Origin of the sequence: Aeromonas fluvialis, assembly GCF_000819885.1 — a bacterium.
Taxonomy (GTDB): Bacteria; Pseudomonadota; Gammaproteobacteria; order Enterobacterales; family Aeromonadaceae; genus Aeromonas; species Aeromonas fluvialis.
In genome coordinates this window covers 1-19,866 of sequence record NZ_CDBO01000011.1, presented here as the reverse complement: position 1 = coordinate 19,866, position 19,866 = coordinate 1, and the positions used below count along the sequence as shown (strand labels likewise).

The window sequence follows — 19,866 nt, the reverse complement described above, 5'->3', positions numbered from 1 at the left end:
CCCCCCCCCCCCCGAGGTAGACGCAAGGTTCACCACCCGCCCATAACCATATGGGGGCGCTCACGGGCTGTGTGACGAATTGTGCAGGAGAGCACCATAGGGGATAATGCCACCCACTCCAGCCCGTGAAGAAGATCATGACTCCAGCCGAATACAGCGCCCTTGCCCACCCCAGATTGTCCCATCCGGCTCGTAGCCTCTATACCTTGCAACTGCGTCGACTGGTGCTGGAGAATCAACCAGCCCGGATCAACTACCCCGAGCTGGGTCGGGCGCTGGCAGTGGTCGATCCGGGCGATCCCTGCGGCTTCTCGTTTCAGGTCAATGCCCGCCAGCTCACCGAACTGTTCGATGAACTGATGGAGGCGGGCCTGCTGCAGGTCGAGGCGCAGCCCGAGAGTGAGCACTACCATCAGTGCCCGTTCCAGTTACCGCTGCTGACCCAGAAATTGCGCAGCCCGCTGCCGGAGCGCCCCTTCCAGATGCACCTGCAGTGGCGACCGGACGAAGAGCTGCCCGCCCTCGCCCGTCTGTGCGGGGTGATCGATGCCAGCTACAGCGAAGAGGATCTGGGGGAGTTTATCGCCTACTGGCTGGGGCGCCCCGAGGTGTTCGACTCCCAGCATCAATGGATGCTCAAGTTCATTCGCGCTCTCAAAACCCGCCGCTATACCCGTCGCAAGCCGATGGAGATGCAGGGCTATCAGCAGGTGACGCCGGCCCAGGCAGAGTCAGGCCCCAGCAAACGGGCCCAACAGATGATTGAAGAGGCCAAGCGACTGGCCCAACAGCAGACGCAAGAACCCGCAGCGCAGCAGGAGCCGGATAATGATTGATAGCGGCCCCCGCCTGCAGGCAAAATCAAGCCCTTGTCTACCCATCCCTGATCGAGCAGAAGGAGCATTCCATGACTGACCCGCAAGATCCCCTGCGCCAGGAGCTGGAAGAGATCGAGGCCAAGCGCCAGAAGATCGCCAAGGCCAAGCAGGATCACCGCATTCACGACCCGGAATTGAGCCGCCATGTGGGTGGCCTGCTGGAGCGCATTCGTCGCCTGCAGCAGGAGACCGGCGGCGGCCAGTATGACTACGAGACCCTGCGCAAGGAGTATGACGCCAAGGCCAACGCCGAGGTGCGCGAGCTGCAGAAGGCGGCCCGTCAGGAGCGGATCCAGAAGCTGATCGCCCAGGCCGACCTCAACCCCGACTGGGTGTTCGACAAGATGGATGCCACAGATCCGGCGCTGCAATATCCCATCGAAACCGCCCGCTACTTTATCAGTGGTTTCGAGCACTGGGAGAAGAGCGGTGGCGGCTGCATGCTGATCTACGGCGACTACGGCACTGGCAAGTCAACCCTGGCGGGTGCGGTGGCACACGAGCTGATCGCCCGTCACCAGAAATCGGTGATCTTCCAGCAGTGGGCCTCCATCGTCGATCGGCTGTTCTTCAACGTGATCCCCGATCAGGATGAGCGCAACCAGTACCGCCGCGCACTGGAAGAGGTGGATCTGCTGATCATCGATGAGGTATCGGCCAACCGCGCCAAGATGGCGGAGAGCCAGTCCAGCTTCCTCGGCCACCTGCTGCGCCGTCGTCGCAACCTGTCAAAAAGCGTCATCATCATCACCAACCACACGCCCCAGAGCCTGCATCAGGCGATCGGTGATTTCAGCTATGAGGCGATCAAGGCGTTCAATCCGGTGGATATCCACCTGAGCGGCCCAAGCCGTCGCCCCAGCATCGGCAACTACAACGGCTGATCCCTCTCAAAGAGTGCGAGTCGCTGGCGGCTCGCACTCTCTCCTCCCTGCCGGCTTACAAATAGAAACAACTCTCATTTACATCGAATGCAAAAGCCACTAGGCTAACCCCTTTTGCCAAGGGAGCTCACGCTATGCCAACCACACTGATTTTCGGAGCCAGCCGCGGGCTGGGCCGCGCCTTTACTCACCACGCCCTGAGCCAGGGTCACCGGGTCGTTGCGCTGGTACGCAGCCCCGAGATGGCCACGGAACTGGGTGCGCTGGGAGTCGAGGTGATCGAAGGGGATGCGCTGGATCCGGCTGCGGTGCAGCAGGCATGCGTCCGGGCAGGGCAAGATGCACAGGTTGTCTCTACCCTCGGCAGCTTCCGTCAGGCAGCTCCTGTGGACTATCAGGGCAACCGTCATGTGATCGATGCCATGAAGCAAGCAGATCTGAAACGGCTGCTGCTGGTCACCTCTCTCGGCTGTGGCGACAGCTGGCAATATCTGCCTGAGCGGGCCCGCGTCGCTTTCGGCCACGAGGTGCGCCTCAAGAGTCTGGCGGAGAGCTGGCTGCAGACCAGCTCCCTCGCGTGGACCATTCTGCGCCCTGCGGGCCTGCAGGATGGCGACGCCACCGGCCGCGCCGAGCTGAGTCAGGGCAAGGAGGTTCATGGACTGGTGCGCCGCGCCGATGTGGCCACCCAAGGGCTGCGCCTGCTGGCGGATGAGACGGCGATGGGGCAGATCTACGCCATCGGCGATCCCGAACTCCAGCGCGGCTAAAGCAGCAGTAAAACTGCTCATACCTATCACATAACAAAACGGTCAGCCCTTCGGCTGACCGTTTTCGCTTTACCGCACACGCCATCTCACGCGCACTTGCCCCATCCCGCTTAACCGGCAGTCGTTTCACTCTGCACGACTGACGGGCGGACAACTGGCAGCGACCGCTGCCGCCAGCGCAGCAGCAGGCAGGCCAGCGCGCCGTAGAGCAGCACCAGTCCCCATAGCTGCCACCAGTAACGGGAGACCTGTGCAAAGTCGGCCCCCATCTGGTTGAGGCGCAGAAAACCCTCGATGGCCGGGATAGTGGGCACCCACTGAGCCAGCCAGTTGAGGGGCGCCGGGATCAGCTCCAGCGGCCAGATAAAGCCCGCCAGAAAGACCAGCGGCAGGGAGGAGATGAGTACCACCTGAGTGGGCAGGTCTCGGCGGGTAAAGATCGCCCCCAGCACAATGCCGAACCAGCAGGTCGCCAGCAGGAACGGCAGGGCGAACAGCCACAACTCCAGCGGGTCGGCATGGCGAGCGATATTGTAGTGATCAAAGCAGAAGCCGAGGCAGTAGCTCACCGGCAGCAGGAACAACCCCGCGAGCACCAGGGTTCTGGCCAGCAGCAACGGCACTACCGGCGAGCTTTGCCAGTAACCATGCTCGCCGCGGCAACTGCGCTGGTTCTGGGTCGCCCCCAGGATCCCCGCCCCCATCAGCAGCACCTGATGGAGGATCAGCACGAACACCGCCGGCACCACGTAGTTCACATAGCCCATGGTGGGGTTGAACACCGGCACCACGTTAAGAGCCACCGCACTCCAGCCCATGGCCGCTTGTGGCAGCGCCTCGCCGTGGCTCAGCAACCTCGCCACCTTCACCTGCGCGGCGAGGGTGCCACCGGCCTGCGCCAACCCCTCGGCAATGGTACCGTAGACCAGAAAGTAGGAGGCATCACCGGCATAGCTCAGGGTGACGCTCTTGCCCAGCATCAGGTCCCGATAGAAGTGGTTGGGAATGTGCAGGATCCCGCTCGCCTCCCCGGCCATCATTAACTGGCGCGCCTCGGCCAGCGAATTGACCCGCGCCACCAGCGTCACCTGCGGCGTGGCATCGGCCATAAACTCCAGCTGGCGCGATAGCTGGCTGCCATCCTCGTTGACCACCACCACCGCCTCTTCCCGCGGCAACTGATGCAGATAGGGCTGGGGGTAGAGAAACGAGTAAAAGATCACCCCGCCAAACAGGGTCAGCATGATGGCGCGATCCGCCAGCAGGGTGCGCAGCTCGAGGCGCAACAGATCGACAAATCCCAACATCACTCGGGCTCCTTCTCGGCGACGGCCACAACGGCAGCTGCTGATTGACGGGCCAGCTCGGCCTGCTGCTTGTAACGGCGAACCACCAGCAACAAGGGGAGCAGGAACAGCATCAACGCCCCCAGTTGCGGCAGCGCCGATGCGAGGGGCAGACCATAGTTGCTCTGGCCAATTTGCAGCTCCACATAGTGAGAGACCGGCAACAGGCTGCGCCAGAAGCGGGCGAAATCACCCATGGCGCTCACCGGAAAGGTGACCCCCATAAAGGCGAAACCGGGCGCAGTGTAAGCCCCCGCCAGCGACAGAGCACGGGCCGGATCCCGGATGATGCCGTAAAAGAAGGCACCCATGGTGACGCAGGCGGCCGAGGCAAGCCCCAGCCCCACCAGCAATACTAACCAGCTGCCGTGCATCGGATAGGAGAACCCCTTGAATAGCAGCAGCGTCCAGACTATTCCCCAGCCCCAGCCAATCAGCACATGGGGCAACAAGGTGCGCCACAGACCAAACCAGACACCGCGAGTGGTCCAGTCCAGTCCCAGCCGATCGGTACGCGCCAGCGCATTGAGGCCGAACAGCACCACCAGGATCTGCCACACAGCAGGCAGAATAGCGCTCAGCAGAAACTGGGCGTAGCTGGAGTTGAGGTTATAGAGCGCCGTTACCTGACTGCTGATGGGCACCGACTGCCCGAGCGCGCCAGGCAATGTCTTGCCGTCGGCCATCGCCTCCAGCACGCCCACCTGACCGTTGAGGGTGCCCACCACCTGCGCCAACGCCGAGTTGACCAGCTTGGCAATGAGGATGAACTGGCCGTTGTTGAACACCGTCACCTGTGGCTGAGTGCCCTGACGGGCATCCCGCTCCAGATGGGTGGGGATCACCACCAGCGCATAGATGTCGCCGCCGCGCAAGGCGCGCGCCCCGGCCTCGATGGAGTCAAACTGTTGCGCCACCTTGAGCCCGGCCGAGCCATCCAGCGAGAAAGCGAGCTGGCGCGAGAGCACGCTGTGGTCGAGATCTACCAGCCCTACCTTGAGGTCACGGGCCAACCCTGCCGAGAAGATCCAGCAGAGGATCCCCATCAGCAGCAGCGGCACCCAGCTCATCAGGGCACGACTGAAGGGATCCTGCCACAGCAGCCGAAATTCACGTCCCATCAGAGTTCAACCAGCACACTCATGCCGACCCGCAACCCGTCGACCGGTTGCAGCGGGCGGGCCTCCAGCTGGAAGCTCTTCATATCGAAACCCTGGCGGGTATCGGTGGCACGCCAGGTGGCGAAGTCCCCCATCACGGCCACATGGGTCACCTTGAAGCGCACCTGCTGGTCGCCCAGCCCCGGAATACGGGCATCAAACTCGGTACCCACCGGGAAGCGGGGCAGCAGATCTTCGCGGATATGGAACTGGGCCCAGGCATCGTTCATATCGAGCAGGGTCACCACCGGGAAGCCTTGCGGCGCAAGCTCGCCGCTACGCAGCAGCACCTGACTCACTTCACCATTGTGGGGGCTGGTGATGCGGGTATCGGCCAGATAGGCCTCTACTTCGGCCACGGAACCGGCTGCCATCTTGGCCTTCTCGCGGGCGGCGATCTTGGTCTCTTCCCGCGCCCCTTCTTGCGCCATCTGGTATTGCTGCCACGCCATCCCTTCGCTGTAACGGGCGGCTTGCCAGGCAGTCCAGGCCTCGTCGCGTTTTTGCAGCGGCATCACGCCGTCGCGGTGCAGGCTAGCCACCCGCTCATAGGTCTTGCCACGCAGCAGGGCGGCAGCCTTGGCTTTTTGCCACTGATCCTTGGCGGCTGCGATCTGTTGGGCACGGGCCCCCTTCTCCGCCTCTTGCGCCATGGCACCCGCAGCCGCCTCACCGGCTTTGGCCTGGCTCAGCTTGGCTTCAATCTCGGGGCTGGCCAGGGTAAAGACCAGCTGATCTTTGGCCAGCTGATCGCCCTTTTTCACCAGCACCTCGTCGATGCGACCCGGCACCTTGGAGGAGACCGAGTACTGCTGCGCTTCGATCTGCCCTTGCAGGTGTACCGGTTCAGGCTGATAGGCGAGCCAGAAACGCCAGCCAAGCCAGACCACCAGGATCACCAGCGCCAGCGGCAACAACAGCGGTTTACCCTGGCTCATCTTCTTTTTGATGGGGGGATGGCTCATCACTTCACCTCGACAAACGGGCGACCCTTGGTGGTCGAAACAGACATGAAAAAAGAAACAGACAGGGCCGGGATCATGAGTTCACCTCGATCACCTGACCATGCTGATATTGATTGAAACTGTTCATCTGGCCGGAGAGCGCCAGCAGGCGGGCCAGCGACACCACATATTGATAGGCCGCCGCCGCACGCTGGGTCTTGACCCCCGCCAGCTGGTTCTGGGCATCTACCACATCGAGGGAGGTCGAGAGCCCCTGACCGAAGGCCTTATCCCGCAGCAACACGTTCTCCTCTGCCAACGCCTGGGTAGAGGAGAGGGATTGATACTCCTCCAGCCCCTGCGCCGCCTCGCGCCAAGTCTTTTCTACCAGCAGCTCCAGATCCTGGCGGGTCTTGGCTTGCAGCAGATTGACCTGCAGCTCGGCACTCTTGGCGGCTTGCACCGTCTCGGAGCGGCCATCACGGCTCACCAGCGGCATACTGACCCCCACCCCCACCAACCAGTCCGGCGCGGTCTTGGCGGCCAGCGAATCATCTTCATAGAGGTTGTAATTGCCGAACAGGAACACCTCCGGGGCATATTTGCCCTTCTCCATCCGGATCATCCCCTTGGCCTGCTCTTTCTTGGCGCTGAGCAACTTGAGGCCGGGGTGTACTTCCAGCGTCTGCTGCACCAGGCCATCGAGGCGCGGCAGCTCCTGGTTGACGAACAGGCTGCTGCCGGGCTCGGCGCGGGGCAGTTTGAGCATGTGGCCGAGGGCCAGCTCGGCGATCTCGAGGCTGCGGCGCGTCTTCTGGGTATCGATGCGGGCACGATCATAGGCCGACTGGGCGGAGAGGCGCTCCACCCTGGCGATCTGGCCCTGGGCCTCAAGCTTCTTGGCGTGATCCAGATGATAGGCCAACCCCTCTTCGATCTCCTGCCTGGTCTGCACCACCTGAGCGGCCAGCACCACGCCGAAATAGGTCTGGGAAAGGCTTTCAAAGGTGGATTGCTGCTTGAGCACCAGCAACTGCTGCGCCTCGCTCACCTGCGCCTGGCGGATATCCTGCGCCGCATCGATACGGCCACCGGTAAAGAGTGGCCAGAGCATCTTGACCGAGCTGGTCACCACGTTCTGTTTGGTAAGGGGAGTAACAAAGTCGTCAGGAGAGAGGTGGGGAAGAGAGACCGGCAATTGGCCCAGAATGCCCTGCAACGCCTTAATCATCTCCGGATGGCTGGCGATGGGGTTAAGATCCATCAAGTCGAGCTCCATCGGCTGATCGAGGTGGGTATAGCTGGCCCCCAGATCCACCTTGGGCAGATACATGTCTTTGGCCGCCTCGCGCAACTGCTTGGCCCGATCGACTCCGGCCTGCTCGGCAGCCAGTCCCTCATCCTGCTGGATGACCCGGGTCCAGGCCTCGCTGAAGCTGATGGTCTGTGCATGCGCCGACCCCAGCACGGCACCCAGCAGACACGGCCAGAGTGATGTAATGAACCTTGACGTCATAGATCCCCAATCCGCATTGTTGCAAAAATGTTTGGAGCTTTTGCTCACATAAGCCCGCCATCATAACGCAAACGGGGCCGACAAGTGGACAGACAATTATGCAAGGGGGTGGCCCAAATGGTACAGCACTCCCTGACGATCAATATGGCTGTTTTTCAATAACTCCAGAATTTGCAAGCCTTGGTGCGACGTTTTTTTCAGAAAAAAATGGCTAACGCTCAAATACTAACCTTTTCTCCTGCCTAAAAAATGCGTAATATACGCCGCCCTAAGCCGATGGTAACCGTGGAATGCAGATAGGTCCCCACACGCTTGAAACTCCCCTGATTGTGGCGCCCATGGCCGGTGTAACTGACCGACCATTCCGTGAACTTTGTTTGCGGCTGGGTGCCGGCATGGCCGTTTCCGAGATGCTGCTGGCCAACCCGGATGTCTGGGATACCCAGAAAACCAGGATGAGGATGGATCACTCTGCAGAAGGCGGTTTGCGATCGGTCCAGATTGCCGGAGCCGACCCCGAGATGATGGCGTTTGCTGCCCGCTACAACGTGGAGCAGGGCGCACAGATCGTCGACATCAACATGGGATGTCCGGCAAAAAAAGTGAACAAAAAGTTGGCAGGTTCTGCCCTGCTGCGTGCCCCCGATCAGGTCAAAGCAATTTGCCGGGCCGTGGTGGATGCAGTGGAGGTGCCTGTCACCTTGAAGATCCGCACAGGATGGGATCCGGATAACCGCAATGGCGTGGAGATCGCCCGAATCGCCGAAGATTGCGGTATCGCGGCCCTTGCCGTGCATGGTCGTACCCGTGCCTGCCTCTATCGGGGCGAAGCGGAGTACGACACGATCAAGGCGATTAAGCAGGCCGTATCGATTCCTGTTGTCGCCAATGGCGACATAGACAGCCCGGAGAAAGCCCGGTATGTCCTCGACTATACCGGTGTCGACGCCGTGATGATCGGCCGAGCTGCGCAAGGACGACCCTGGATTTTCCGGGAAATCCGTCATTTTCTTGAGACGGGCACCAAGCTGCCGCCTCCCGAAAGGGAAGAGGTTCGCACCCTGATGAACGAGCATGTCACCAATCTGCACCGCTTTTATGGTGCCTATCTGGGAGCGCGCATCGCCCGTAAACACGTGGGCTGGTATCTGGATGAAGAAGAGACGGGCCGAGAATTCCGCAAGCACTTCAATGCCCTGGATTGTGCAAACGCACAACTAGAGGCACTCGAAGCGTATTTCGATGGATTAGGTTAACAAGATAACTAAAGAGCCGACCGAATATGTTCGAACAAACCCTGACTTCTGATGCATTGGTAACAACTACTCACAATCACGCTGCCGAGCCGACCCAGCGCCCCCTGCGTGACTCTGTGCAACAGGCTCTGCGTAACTACCTGGCCCAGTTGAACGGTCAGGAAGTGATTGATCTGTACGATATGGTTCTCTCCGAAGTCGAAGCGCCGATGCTGGACGTGATCATGCAGTACACCCGTGGTAACCAGACTCGCGCTGCCGTGATGATGGGTATCAACCGTGGCACCCTGCGCAAGAAGCTCAAGCGTTACGGCATGAACTAAGCCATAACAACTAAGCTATTGAAAATAAAAGCACTTTCATTTTAATGAAAGTGCTTTTTTAGTTTTGAACCCACATTTGAACCCACACATGTAGGGCTAGGCATCTATGTTGACCGCCCCTTTAAGGTCGTACTGATTACTGTCTTTGAGCCATAGCCTCCAGTCCTCCTGATTTTTTGGCCACACCATAGAACAGCAGAGGGCTAAAAAGCCCTCTGCTGTTGTTTCTGTTTAGCTGTACGAGCCTCGGTTAACTCGTCATCTCATGCTCTTGCATCAAACCCGCAATGCTCCGCCCCAACTCGATATCGTCATGGGGGATCAGCAAGTAACGCCATTGCTTGCCAGAATGCTGGCTTGCATAGTCGTTAGCGTACTTGCACCAGCGAACCGCAGCCCGAGCTTTCGCTTGCACATCTGGGGTTGATACCTCGATTGCCTTTTTGGGCTCGATCAGCAAGCAGGAGTCTTTAGTCTCCACCACGAAATCAGGCTCATAGTTCTGCCCATTGGCATACTCGATCCGGAACTGTCCGTGGGCAGGCTTCATCCACTTGAGCACGCTTGCATCCCCTTCGAGGATCTGCGCTAGGCGCCACTCACCATCGACAGAATCAAACTTTTGGTACGGATAACAGCATTTGCTAAATCCAGTGAACAACATCTGGCGAACCCTGCTCTTCTCTCCTGCCTGGATGGGAGAGCGGAAGTCACGAGGCTGTTCGTTATGGGCATAGTTGAAGGTGGCTGGGCGTAATACATCAAACCCTTTAGTAACGTGGCCAACGTAATCGGTTGGTGTCGTCCACATATGCTGCTTCATCTGCACCCAGATAAAGTCTGCCAGTTGCCGTCCCTGTGTTTTGAGCAGAACCTCTACCTCTTCATCATTCAGGTAGGTTTGCAAATGCGCAACCATTTGCCCTGCAAGGCGGTAAAGCAATCCCGCATGCTCGTCATAATCAATTTCGTCATGATCGAAGAGATAATGAACCAGGTAGTTTTCCAGCCGCTCCTCTGACATGCCGCTTTGAGCCCAACTGATGGTGCTGGAGCTGTTGTCCTGCAGATTTTGCAGCAGCATCTCCTGACTACTTGGCCGCATCGCAATGCTGTTTAACCGACCCAACTCAAACTCTGCAAAACCATAGTTCACATCACGGGTCGGCAGGATCACTATTTGGGGAATGTCGATAGTGTGTTCTGCTACTTTTTCAGAAATCTGGCCAACTAGCTTCGCAATACTCTTCTCATCCAACTCACGCGGAGCAATTGGAGCAGGGGAAGACATACCGGTCAGCTCCGGTTGAATTGCTGGGCTGGAGATAGGTGGTGATATCTCCTTCATTACCTGCTGAACCTTGCGGGTAACGCTTTGTAGCACTTCAGGTGTCATCAACTCTTTGCTGCTTCCAAGACGCTTGGCTTCATCGCTGATGATCCTGACAGTGATCTCGGCAACTTGCCGCTGAGCCTCAGTTGCGAGAACCGGTGGGAGATTACCTGTGAGTGAACTGTTGCCCTGGTATGGTGGAGCAAAGCCCTCCTTGACTTGATGGCCCTGACCATCAGTAGGAGTTAGTCCCAGCAGCGTATCGGCCTGCGATGGCACGATCACTTGATTCGGCTTATGTTCCGGGATCCCGTCATCGTCATCATCAGCCCCGATGAAGAGCATTTTCTTGATGATGGAGTCTTCCTGGTTGGAACGGTCAATGATCTCTTGAAACCGGTCATGGGCAATGATCGTCAAACGATCCACGGCCTCGACCCCTGTACGTTTCCCATAGGGCAGGCGCAAACCCCGGCCGATGGTCTGCTCGGTCAGGATCTCAGAAGCGGACGCACGCAGCGGTACTATGGTGTAGAGGTTGGTGACATCCCAACCTTCTTTGAGCTTGTTAACGTGGATGACAATCTCGGTGTCCTTGTCATGCTCAACCGCCAACAGGCGTTGGGTGTTTTCGTCAGACTCTTGGCCGGTTTGGTTAGAGTGGACGGTAATCACCTTACCCTTATAGGCACTATTGAAGAATTCGCTATCTTCTATACGGGCCTTGATGGCTTCGGCGTGGTTGGTGTCTTGCGCAACCACCAGCATAAAGGGCTTAACCAGTGGCCGATTGGTATTGTTGGCGTAGCTGGCTAGCTCGGTCTTTACGTATTCATGATGATGGATACCATCTTCCAGCTTGATGGCTTCAAGCTGCTGTTCGCTGTAATTACTCGCTTTGAAGTCTTTGCGGGTAGCCACTGCCGGAGTCTTGATGTAACCATCATTGAGGGCTCGGGCAAGCGGATAGTGCAACACGATATTCTTGAACTCTCGTGGCTTGGCCCCAGTGGTTTTCGGTGTTGCCGTCAGCTCGATACCCAACACCGGCTTGAGGTCGTTGATTGCAGTTGCACCAGAGTCGGCGTAGTAACGATGGGCCTCGTCCATCAAGACCACCAGATCAGGCAAGTCGGCCAGATAGTTGAAGTAGGAGTCCCCGATATACTCCTGCAGACGGCGAACTTTCGCCTGTTTGGACTTCTCTGCCCCCTTCTTGTTATCCAGAGCATTGATCTTGGAAACATTAAAAATGTTAATATGCGGCGCGGTCTCGGCAGCAAACAAATCCCCCGTAGCACTCATCGTTTGAACCTGATCCAGACGAACGCCACGTCCCTCCTGATAGTCATCACCGGTGATCAATACCGGCGGTGTCTGAGCCAATTCGGGGATGCCTTGGAACACATACTTGGGCAAGCCGGGCAGAAAATCCTGCTTCAGCTTTTCATAGATTGTCAGGTTAGGAGCCAAGACAAAGAAATGCTGGCTACGCCCGGTCAGATAGAGCCATGCAATCATGGCTCCCATCAGGCGAGTCTTACCGACACCGGTTGCCAGAGCAAAGCAGAGCGAAGGGAAGTCTCGCTCAAAACTCTTGAATGGCAGCTTCTCGGCTTTGAGGAGATCAATCCAGTGCTGTAAATCAGGCTCTTTCTCCAGCTTCAGCTGTTCTAACAAGCGGCAGAGGATCGCAAGCGATTCACTCTGCGGCTTGCGCAGGGAAAGGCGCGCCCCGATCTGGTTGGCGATAGTGGTCCCGTTGCTCATCTGTTTTCCTTATTCTTCGCTGTCGTCATCAGCCCACTCTTCGTCCTGCTCTTCTGGCAGCACATTGAGGGTGAAGCTGTAATCATCATGATCCCATTCGCATTTGTTCAGAATGATTTTGGGGATCTTCTTCAGCGTCAAATTCGGGAGATCGGCACCTTCTGCCATAAATGCTTTACAGCAGATCAGCAGAGTACGCTCACTCCCCACTTCTTCACTGATCCGTTTGAGCTGCTCATAAGCCAGTGAACCGGTGGTCACGTAGATATAGTCAGTCTCGGTGCTGTAACCATGATTCCAGAACTGGGTTTGGCTCGGTGCGTAAGTAAAACCCATATGCTTGCATACAGCCTCGGCCAGCATTTCAGCATTATATTCCTTATTGATAACCCAGTTTCCCCAGTCATCTTTTTTCAGCAGAGAAGGAGCCAAGCGAAGATATCTAAAACCACCGCCACCTTGCCAGTTAACAGACTTGGAAATACCATCTTGATCTCGACCTGTAATTACATTTTTTAATCTTGGTTGGATATGCGTTAATGCTTGCTCACCAAGCTCAATCGCAATCCAGCGCCGATTCATTTTGTGCGCTACAGCAACAGTTGTTCCGGAACCAGAGAAAGAATCTAAAACGAAATCTCCTTCTGTAGTACACAGTTCGAGCACTCTCTTTATCAAACCCTCAGGCTTTTTACCTTTGGGAAATTTCACGCCACCTTCTTTGTGTAGATTATTAGATAAAATATCGTTCCAAAGGTTAGTTAAGGGTTCTCCGGCAACCAATTCACCATCAACCATTTTGAGTTTATCTTTGTAAAAAAGTATGCGCTCCCCTTTTTTGAAATACATGTCAGAGTAGCCATCTCTTTTAAGTAAAAAGACAGTGTTTGGATCTTTTTGTGAAAGATCAATTACATCACGAACTGATTGACCAACAGAACTGTAATCAGGTCTTGCTGTACGAATTACACGCTCAGGATTTTTCAAGACAAAATCGTTTAGTTCTTTTTCATACTTTTCGCCCAGCTTTTTCTTTGCTTCAGCTGGTTTCATGCCAAGAGTTTCAGAAAATGCTGACGATAAGGTTTTGTAATCCCATGATGTATATCCATCTTCATAGTTATAGATGAATTGAGAATATCGGTCATCTCTCTCTCTTGCAGTAAATAGCCTTTTTGGACTCCATTCTTTTTTGTTTTTTGCATACACAAGTAGATAATTAGTAACAGTAACCAGCCCTGGATTTATTGCTTTATGTCCAGTCGCTGACCCCTGCTTAAATGTAACAATATTAACTCTATTATCCCTGCCAAAAATCTCATCTAGCAAGACAATAACATACCCCAATTCATTGTCATCAATATGTAAAAATAGCGTCCCATCTTTAGATATAAGTTTATGAATAAGTTCTAATCTATCTCTCATCAACGTTAGCCACGTTGAATGCTCTAAGCCATCATCATAGTTCTCAAATGCCTCACCTGTGTTAAATGGTGGGTCAATATAAACGCATTTAATCATCCCCGTATATTGATGCTCTAATGCCTTAAGAGCCAATAAGTTATCACCATGAATAAGCAGGTTGTCATTAAAGGATTGAGTAGGCTTGCTCTCTGGATTAGATGCTTCAAATGAAGATTGAAAAGATAGGTTCTTGTCTTCAAGGAAGATACGTGGCTCAAGGCGTGGTCTTTTATCCTTGCCAATCCAGGTAAGCTCAAGTTTTTGTTTGTTCATTGTGATTCTAATTCCAACGGAAATTAACGGGGCAACGCCAGCAGGCGCTCAATCCAGCGATTAAAGTGGGGGCACTGGGCGCGGATCGCATCCAGGCCGATATCTTCAGCAATCAAGGGACCATGCAGTGTCTTTTTATAGTTCGGTACGAGTGCCAGGATCCGCTTGGAAGGCGCAGTTTGCGGGCTGTTATTGATATGCTCTGGCGAGTCAAACGCAGCACGAATAGCGTCCAGCTCTGCAACAGACGCACCATCATCCAGCCACTCGGCAAACTTGGCGGGGGCAGAAAAGAGCAGCGCTTCGAACTCATGCAGTAGCAGATTAGGGATAAAGTTAGGCTCATCGATATCCTGTTGTAGCGCCTGCTCTATCTGCAACACGCGTTGATGGGCATCCTGCGCTTGGTTATCGATGGCAGGAAAGTCAGTGGGCAAACCGTAGTAGTCGATCAAGGTGGTAACATAAGCATAAGCCCCGTGATTTTGTCGACACAAGCGGGTGACTTGATGTTTTACCTTGCCATAGCTGACAATCCCGCCCTTATGACCCGGACTGGTCTGTGCCAGGATGGGGGTGAGATAAATGCCAAGTGGAGCAAAATAGGGCACTAGCAGATCGCGCACAAATGTTTCTTCGGTCTGCCCTTCTACGAAGACCAACACTCGACTCATGATTGTGGTCTCCCACCCAACAGGTTTTTCCTCCACAAATCACCGAGACTGTAATCTTCTAACCATTCGCTTAATGAAGCAGTCTCCAAGCGTTTGAAGGTTGAGGAGCCGCCTTGTTTATCTACCACGATCAAATCCTCGGCATCGAACTGGTTAACGAGCTCGACAGACTGTGTCGAAATAATCAGCTGATGCTCATGACTTGCACTCTTTATCAATTCCGCCAATACGTTGATCGCATAAGGGTGCAACCCCAGCTCGGGTTCATCTACGATGATGGCGCTGGGCATAAACTCTTCTGGTTGCAACAACACTGTCGCCAACAGAATAAATCGCAGCGTTCCATCCGACAGCTCGCTGGCTTTGAAGGGGATATCGTGATCTTTCTCAGTCCATTCAAGCTGAATGCTGTCTTGGTTATCTGGCGTGGCGCGCAGGTAAAAGTCACCAAAATAGGGAGCAACCATGCGGATGGTACGTATTATCCGCTTGTAGTGGCTAGGGTGATTTTTTTGTACCCGGAACAAAAAGGCTGCCAGATTAGATCCATCCTCACGCAGATAATCATTATCGTTGATACGGTGGATCTGCTTGACCTTGGCACTTTCGCTGGTGTCATGGAAGTGGTAGACACGCCAGCGGCGCATAATAACTTGCATTTTTGGGGTAAGAGTGTCAGCCATTGACTCAAAATGACCTGCACTATAGCTTTTATTGCTCCCTTTTATGGCCTGAATCATCTTGCCATTTGATAGTGTTATATCAAATTTCTTATCATCCCCCTCTGATGAGCTTTCACTTTTAAATATTAATCTGTTGTCATTAGTTGGTTCTAATGAAAAGCAATATTCATCCTTACCGAGCGAGACAACCCCATCGATAGCTGCAGTTTGTTTACGACCATAATGTAACAGAATGTCTGGCCCGCCAGCTTTGCCAACTAATAGTTGTAGTCGCCTATCTAGCAGAGCTGCGATGAATTTGAAAAAACTTATAAAGTTTGATTTACCTGCGCCATTGGCACCGATCAGTACATTCAGACTGCCCATTTTAAGATCACAATGAGCAATCGATTTATAGCCATCAATCACGATGCGGCTCAACTGGTCACTACTGGTCACATCCTTCATGCTGCAGCCTCACATTCATTAGCTACGATCTGCCATGTTACCGCAAAGAGCTCAGTTACGCGGGTTTCGGTTGCCAGGCGTGCCTCAACCTCTTCCAACAGGCGGTCCTCCTCCTGTTCAATCAGTTTCTTCTCTTCGTAATAATGCAGCATGGCGTTGTCTCGTTCTCTCTCTAACTGCTTAAGGGCTCTCTTGGCCTCCATCTTCTCCTGCAAGGAGGTCAGCTGCCGGGAGGCCTTGCGCGCTTCCTTGATCTCTAGATCCAGCTGTTTGATACGCAGGTCCAGAGCAATGCGTTTGTCTTCTGACCAGCGTTCCAGCTTCTCTACTTCCTCGCCATAGTAGGTTTCGTTATCCCGTTCAACCTCACGCTGGAAATCCCCCAGCAGTGTTTGCTGCAGGCCTAACAGGGCTGATACATCAGGCTCTGGAATGACGAGTGGAGCTTGTGCTAACGGGAGTTGTAACAGCCGTTCGACCGTCTCGGCATGTAACTGCTCGCCATCATGGTTAGTGGCTAGCAGCAGCAATTGTTCACGTCGCTGCGCCTCTGACTCAATGCTCACCTTGATGACTTTGAGCAAGCCGCTATTACCTATCTGCTCCTTCACATCAACCCATTGTCCTTGATCCGGCGAGCGTTCATAAACAAACTGGAGTGCAACAGGTGGCAATGGCGCGGTCTTGGCCTGCTCGATCAATGCTGCTCCCAGACCATCGTGGGGGCGGAAAAACTCACCTTCCCCAATTTCTGCATTCTGCCAGTTCAGATTGTACTTGTTCCCTAGCCAGACAAAACCATCAATGGACTCACTAAAGTCACCATTCCCCTCTAAGGTCATACGCGCCAGCAACAACATCTTTTGCTGATAAGCCGTCAATTCCGCTGTTGTCTTGCCGCGACGAAGATTAAGGCGGCGGACGACATCTGCATCGAAGTGTTCGAAGAGTGAACGCCGAGTGTCGCTGTTTTTGGCTTCAAGATGTTCCCTGAGTTCTTCCTGCAAAGCATTAAATTCAGACTCAATTTGTGCATCACTGCGACAACGCTGGTAGATATCATGGATCCGGCGCTCAATATCAACGCCAGATTCGATAGAACCCAGCACTTCATCCGAAACACCAAAGACGCCCTCGAAGAGTTGGAATTTCTGGCTAAGCAGTTCAAATACGCGCTCATCGGCGCGGTTGCCCTTGTTGATGAAATTGACCACGACCACATCATTTTTCTGGCCATAGCGGTGAACGCGGCCAATGCGCTGCTCTACCCGCTGTGGATTCCATGGCAAGTCGTAATTGATCAGCAAGGAGCAGAACTGCAGGTTGATACCTTCCGCACCGGCTTCGGTACAGATCATCAAGGTGGCATCATCGCGGAATTTCTCAACCAGAGCGGCTTTCATGTCTGCTGTTTTGGAGCCAGAGACACGGCTTGAACCTCGATGACGTTCAAGCCAGTCCCGATAAATCTGTTTCGACACAGAATCACTGTTACTACCGTTCAGCATCACGATTTGGCCGTCATAGCCCTGGGTGGCTAACATCTCTGCCAACCATGTTTGCGTCCGAACCGATTCGGTAAAAATTACAGCCTTGCGTGATCCACCTAGCTCAGCCGTTTTCTCAAATGCACGTTCGAGAACACGAACAAGCGCATCAGCTTTGGCATTGTTCGAAATACTACTGGCAAGGCCTTGAAAATCCTTAAGTAGATCAATTTCGGCCTGCAGGGCTTGCGGGTCGATCAGCTCCTCGTCACCAATCCCTTCTTCATCCTGAAGGTCAGAGAAATTCTCATAATCCTCCAAGGCATCAAGCAGGGGCAGCTTTTGTTCCAGCCGTGCAATCATGGTCTGTAAAGTACCTTGAATTGCATGTGAAGAGGACGCCAAAATTTTACGAATAACCAGCGTCACCAGATGCCTAGCGCCGCTTTTGATTGCCAGCAGATCTTCACGCTGCAGGTACTCGGATACCTGCCTGTACAATTTCTCTTCTTGCGCTGACGGTCGATAGTCTTCAGTCATGGAATAACGGCGAGTAAAGCTGATCCCACCTTCTTCTTGGACCTGACGTCTGAGAGTGCGATTACAAACCTTGCTCAATCGAGTTCGCAGCATAGCCAGTTCAACCTGCTCAAGTTGCTGCCGACCATACCGAGCCTTAAACGAAGGTAAATCGCCAAAAAAGTGCGGGTCTATGACGGATACAAGCCCATACAACTCCAGCATGCTGTTCTGCAATGGGGTGGCAGAAAGCAGGACCTTTTTGATGCCCATTAAAGCGTTATCAAGCACCTTGGCTGTTTTTGCCCCATCATTTTTATAGATATTGCGCAACTTATGCGCCTCATCCATGACCACCATATCCCAAGGAACTCGTTGTAGCTCCAACGCTTTCCGAGCTGCAAACTCGTAGGAACATATACAGATTGCAGGCTGGCCAAAGGCAATTTCCATATCAAACGGATTGGCTATCCCTGTCTTTTTCGCCTCATTGAAGGACTTGGCCTCCATGATGAAAGAGGGGAGCGAAAACTTCTCTTCAAGCTCCTGGCTCCATTGTTTGCGTAAAGTGGCAGGAGCGATCAACAGCAACTTTCGCCGACGTTCCGCCCATTTTTGCGCCAAAACCAAGCTGGCCTCGATCGTTTTTCCCAATCCAACCTCATCGGCCAGAATAACGCCATTAGACAAGGGGGAAGCTAAGGCAAACATCGCCGCCTCAATCTGATGCGGGTTCATGTCCACCTTGGCACCGGCCATCGTTTTAGTTAACGATTCTTCCGCCTTGCCCTCCAGGGTCAGGTTATGGGCAAGCCAAGCCTGTTGATGTGGTGAATAGAATGTCATTCCTGATTGCCTTCTTGCTGTGCAGTTTTACGCTTGAGGGGGTGGAAATGCTCCTCGTTATGAACTGCCAGAAAATCCCCTACAGCTTGGCGAATAAGCCATGAGATGGACACCTCATTGCTTTCAGCTATCCGTTGCAAGGACTCGAGCTGTGAATGAGATAAAGAGACGGTCGTTCTGACGGATTTCATAGCGCCTAAGTCACATAGTGATGCGAGATGCATCACATTACATCACGGTGTCGCTCTGAATGACACTCCAGATAACAACTCCATGATCTTTATCGATAAAATTGGCTGAAGTGTAGCCAATCATCATTCCACAAAAATCCAATTGAGACACACCCATGAGCTATAAGGAGTTGCGCCCAGACGTTACGGGAAGGCCAACTAGTGACCTTCCCAACGATTTACAATCGTGCTGATATCAGAGTTAGCTCTGACTATCACTGACATCAGGGGTCGCCTCCATGCTCTTCGCAGAGTAAATACAGATATAGACATAGCCGTGGCTACCCAGGGTATCGGCTTCGCAAGTAAAGCCGCCGTGCTGGATAGTAATGCAGTGCTGGCGTTGGGCATCCAGTTCGCCGGTGAGCAGCTTGGCTTCCAGAGCCTTGATGATCTCCGGGAAAGCCAGGTCGAGATTGGCTATCTGCGCCTCACTCCATTCACCTATCAGACTGGCTCGATCGGATAGAAAATCGAGTCGGTAGCGACTCTGTATCAGACGAGCGCCAAAGCGTGGGGAGATATCACTAGGCAGACCCCAGCTGATGCTGGGAGGCAGCGTGACAGCTGGGACCTCAGGTTGCTGTGTGACAGGGCATGTGGGATCGGTTGTGGTCATGATTAGCGATACCTAAGTTGAATGTCGATGATGGTGCCAGGCACGTTGTGGCGCTGGCGTAGTCTGGTCAGGTGCTCAGGGAGCTCTGTCAGGCTTGCCAGTCGCCCCCGGTAGAGCCGTGAAAGATTGACGTAATCGGGATGGCTCACGGTGATGGTTACCTGATGCCCAGGCTGCCAGCGGCCAAATAGACGGGCTTTGGCCTCTTTGATGGTGGTGATGCCGGGAGCGGGTAACGTCTGCCGGTTACGCAGATGCAGTTTGTTAAGCTCGGGGGCATAGCGATGCACCTCGAGTCTGGTGATAAGACGGGTCATGTTCGGTGACTCCAATGATGCAAAGGGCCAGCCTGTGAGGGCTGGCCCTTTATGCTGTGTGTGGATGAGCGAGACGGTTGGCCTCAACGAGCGCAGTCAGCCGCCTCGTTGATAACCGGCTTGCAGT

General features: G+C 54.5%; 17 protein-coding genes. 5 read left to right on the top strand and 12 right to left on the bottom strand.

What is annotated here, in order from left to right; genetic code table 11:
• Positions 1 to 137 precede the first annotated feature (137 nt).
• The 3 genes from BN1125_RS02200 (at position 138) to BN1125_RS02190 (ending at position 2,532) form a co-directional block, all read left to right on the top strand.
• Positions 138 to 836 carry a DnaT-like ssDNA-binding domain-containing protein gene (locus BN1125_RS02200; RefSeq protein WP_042010406.1) on the top strand — a complete coding sequence of 233 codons (699 nt, stop codon included), beginning with the start codon at positions 138 to 140 and terminating at the stop codon, positions 834 to 836.
• A 71-nt stretch (positions 837 to 907) separates the two neighbouring features.
• Positions 908 to 1,762 carry a DnaA ATPase domain-containing protein gene (locus BN1125_RS02195; protein WP_042010405.1) on the top strand — a complete coding sequence of 285 codons (855 nt, stop codon included), beginning with the start codon at positions 908 to 910 and terminating at the stop codon, positions 1,760 to 1,762.
• A gap of 134 nt (positions 1,763 to 1,896) precedes the next feature.
• Positions 1,897 to 2,532: an SDR family oxidoreductase gene (locus tag BN1125_RS02190; protein ID WP_042010403.1), complete on the top strand. Its 636-nt coding sequence runs from the start codon at positions 1,897 to 1,899 to the stop codon at positions 2,530 to 2,532.
• Positions 2,533 to 2,642: 110 nt separating this feature from the next.
• Here the strand turns inward: BN1125_RS02190 and BN1125_RS02185 are convergent, their stop codons facing one another.
• From BN1125_RS02185 to BN1125_RS02170, 4 genes are all read right to left on the bottom strand, one after another.
• Positions 2,643 to 3,839, bottom strand: coding sequence for an ABC transporter permease (locus BN1125_RS02185; protein WP_042010401.1), 1,197 nt, complete (start codon positions 3,837 to 3,839; stop codon positions 2,643 to 2,645).
• Positions 3,839 to 4,999 carry an ABC transporter permease gene (locus BN1125_RS02180; protein ID WP_042010399.1) on the bottom strand — a complete coding sequence of 387 codons (1,161 nt, stop codon included), beginning with the start codon at positions 4,997 to 4,999 and terminating at the stop codon, positions 3,839 to 3,841. The genes BN1125_RS02185 and BN1125_RS02180 overlap by 1 nt, the downstream gene beginning before the upstream one ends.
• A complete protein-coding gene (locus BN1125_RS02175; RefSeq protein WP_084202230.1) occupies positions 4,999 to 6,003 on the bottom strand; it encodes an HlyD family secretion protein in 1,005 nt (334 codons plus the stop codon). The genes BN1125_RS02180 and BN1125_RS02175 overlap by 1 nt, the downstream gene beginning before the upstream one ends.
• A 73-nt stretch (positions 6,004 to 6,076) precedes the next feature.
• The gene (locus BN1125_RS02170) at positions 6,077 to 7,498 is read right to left on the bottom strand and encodes a TolC family protein (protein WP_042010397.1); all 1,422 of its coding nucleotides are present in this window, start codon (positions 7,496 to 7,498) and stop codon (positions 6,077 to 6,079) included.
• A gap of 290 nt (positions 7,499 to 7,788) precedes the next feature.
• On the opposite strand from BN1125_RS02170, the gene dusB reads away from it, so the two are divergent.
• Positions 7,789 to 8,754: a tRNA dihydrouridine synthase DusB gene (gene dusB, locus BN1125_RS02165; protein WP_042010395.1), complete on the top strand. Its 966-nt coding sequence runs from the start codon at positions 7,789 to 7,791 to the stop codon at positions 8,752 to 8,754.
• Positions 8,755 to 8,780: 26 nt separating this feature from the next.
• Positions 8,781 to 9,077, top strand: coding sequence for a DNA-binding transcriptional regulator Fis (fis, locus tag BN1125_RS02160; protein WP_005309538.1), 297 nt, complete (start codon positions 8,781 to 8,783; stop codon positions 9,075 to 9,077).
• A gap of 250 nt (positions 9,078 to 9,327) precedes the next feature.
• Here the strand turns inward: fis and BN1125_RS02155 are convergent, their stop codons facing one another.
• The 8 genes from BN1125_RS02155 to BN1125_RS02125 all read right to left on the bottom strand — a co-directional run bounded on the left by BN1125_RS02155 (position 9,328) and on the right by BN1125_RS02125 (position 19,739).
• Positions 9,328 to 12,180 (bottom strand): DEAD/DEAH box helicase, encoded by a 2,853-nt coding sequence (locus BN1125_RS02155; RefSeq protein ID WP_042010390.1) that lies wholly within the window; start codon positions 12,178 to 12,180, stop codon positions 9,328 to 9,330.
• Positions 12,181 to 12,189: 9 nt separating this feature from the next.
• The gene (locus BN1125_RS02150; RefSeq protein ID WP_042010388.1) at positions 12,190 to 13,917 is read right to left on the bottom strand and encodes a site-specific DNA-methyltransferase; all 1,728 of its coding nucleotides are present in this window, start codon (positions 13,915 to 13,917) and stop codon (positions 12,190 to 12,192) included.
• Between the two features lie 23 nt (positions 13,918 to 13,940).
• On the bottom strand, positions 13,941 to 14,591 hold the full coding sequence (locus BN1125_RS02145) for a DUF4276 family protein (protein ID WP_042010387.1): 651 nt from the start codon (positions 14,589 to 14,591) through the stop codon (positions 13,941 to 13,943).
• Positions 14,588 to 15,721, bottom strand: a complete 1,134-nt coding sequence (locus BN1125_RS02140) for an AAA family ATPase (protein ID WP_042010385.1) — start codon at positions 15,719 to 15,721, stop codon at positions 14,588 to 14,590. Before BN1125_RS02140 ends, BN1125_RS02145 begins: the two co-directional genes overlap by 4 nt.
• On the bottom strand, positions 15,718 to 18,573 hold the full coding sequence (locus tag BN1125_RS02135) for an SNF2-related protein (protein WP_042010382.1): 2,856 nt from the start codon (positions 18,571 to 18,573) through the stop codon (positions 15,718 to 15,720). Before BN1125_RS02135 ends, BN1125_RS02140 begins: the two co-directional genes overlap by 4 nt.
• Complete coding sequence (locus BN1125_RS19825; protein WP_182933527.1) at positions 18,570 to 18,764, bottom strand: ribbon-helix-helix domain-containing protein; 195 nt, start codon at positions 18,762 to 18,764, stop codon at positions 18,570 to 18,572. Before BN1125_RS19825 ends, BN1125_RS02135 begins: the two co-directional genes overlap by 4 nt.
• Positions 18,765 to 19,005: 241 nt before the next feature.
• Complete coding sequence (locus tag BN1125_RS02130) at positions 19,006 to 19,422, bottom strand: type IV toxin-antitoxin system YeeU family antitoxin (RefSeq protein WP_084202228.1); 417 nt, start codon at positions 19,420 to 19,422, stop codon at positions 19,006 to 19,008.
• A 2-nt stretch (positions 19,423 to 19,424) separates the two neighbouring features.
• The gene (locus BN1125_RS02125; RefSeq protein WP_042010380.1) at positions 19,425 to 19,739 is read right to left on the bottom strand and encodes a hypothetical protein; all 315 of its coding nucleotides are present in this window, start codon (positions 19,737 to 19,739) and stop codon (positions 19,425 to 19,427) included.
• Positions 19,740 to 19,866: the final 127 nt, after the last annotated feature.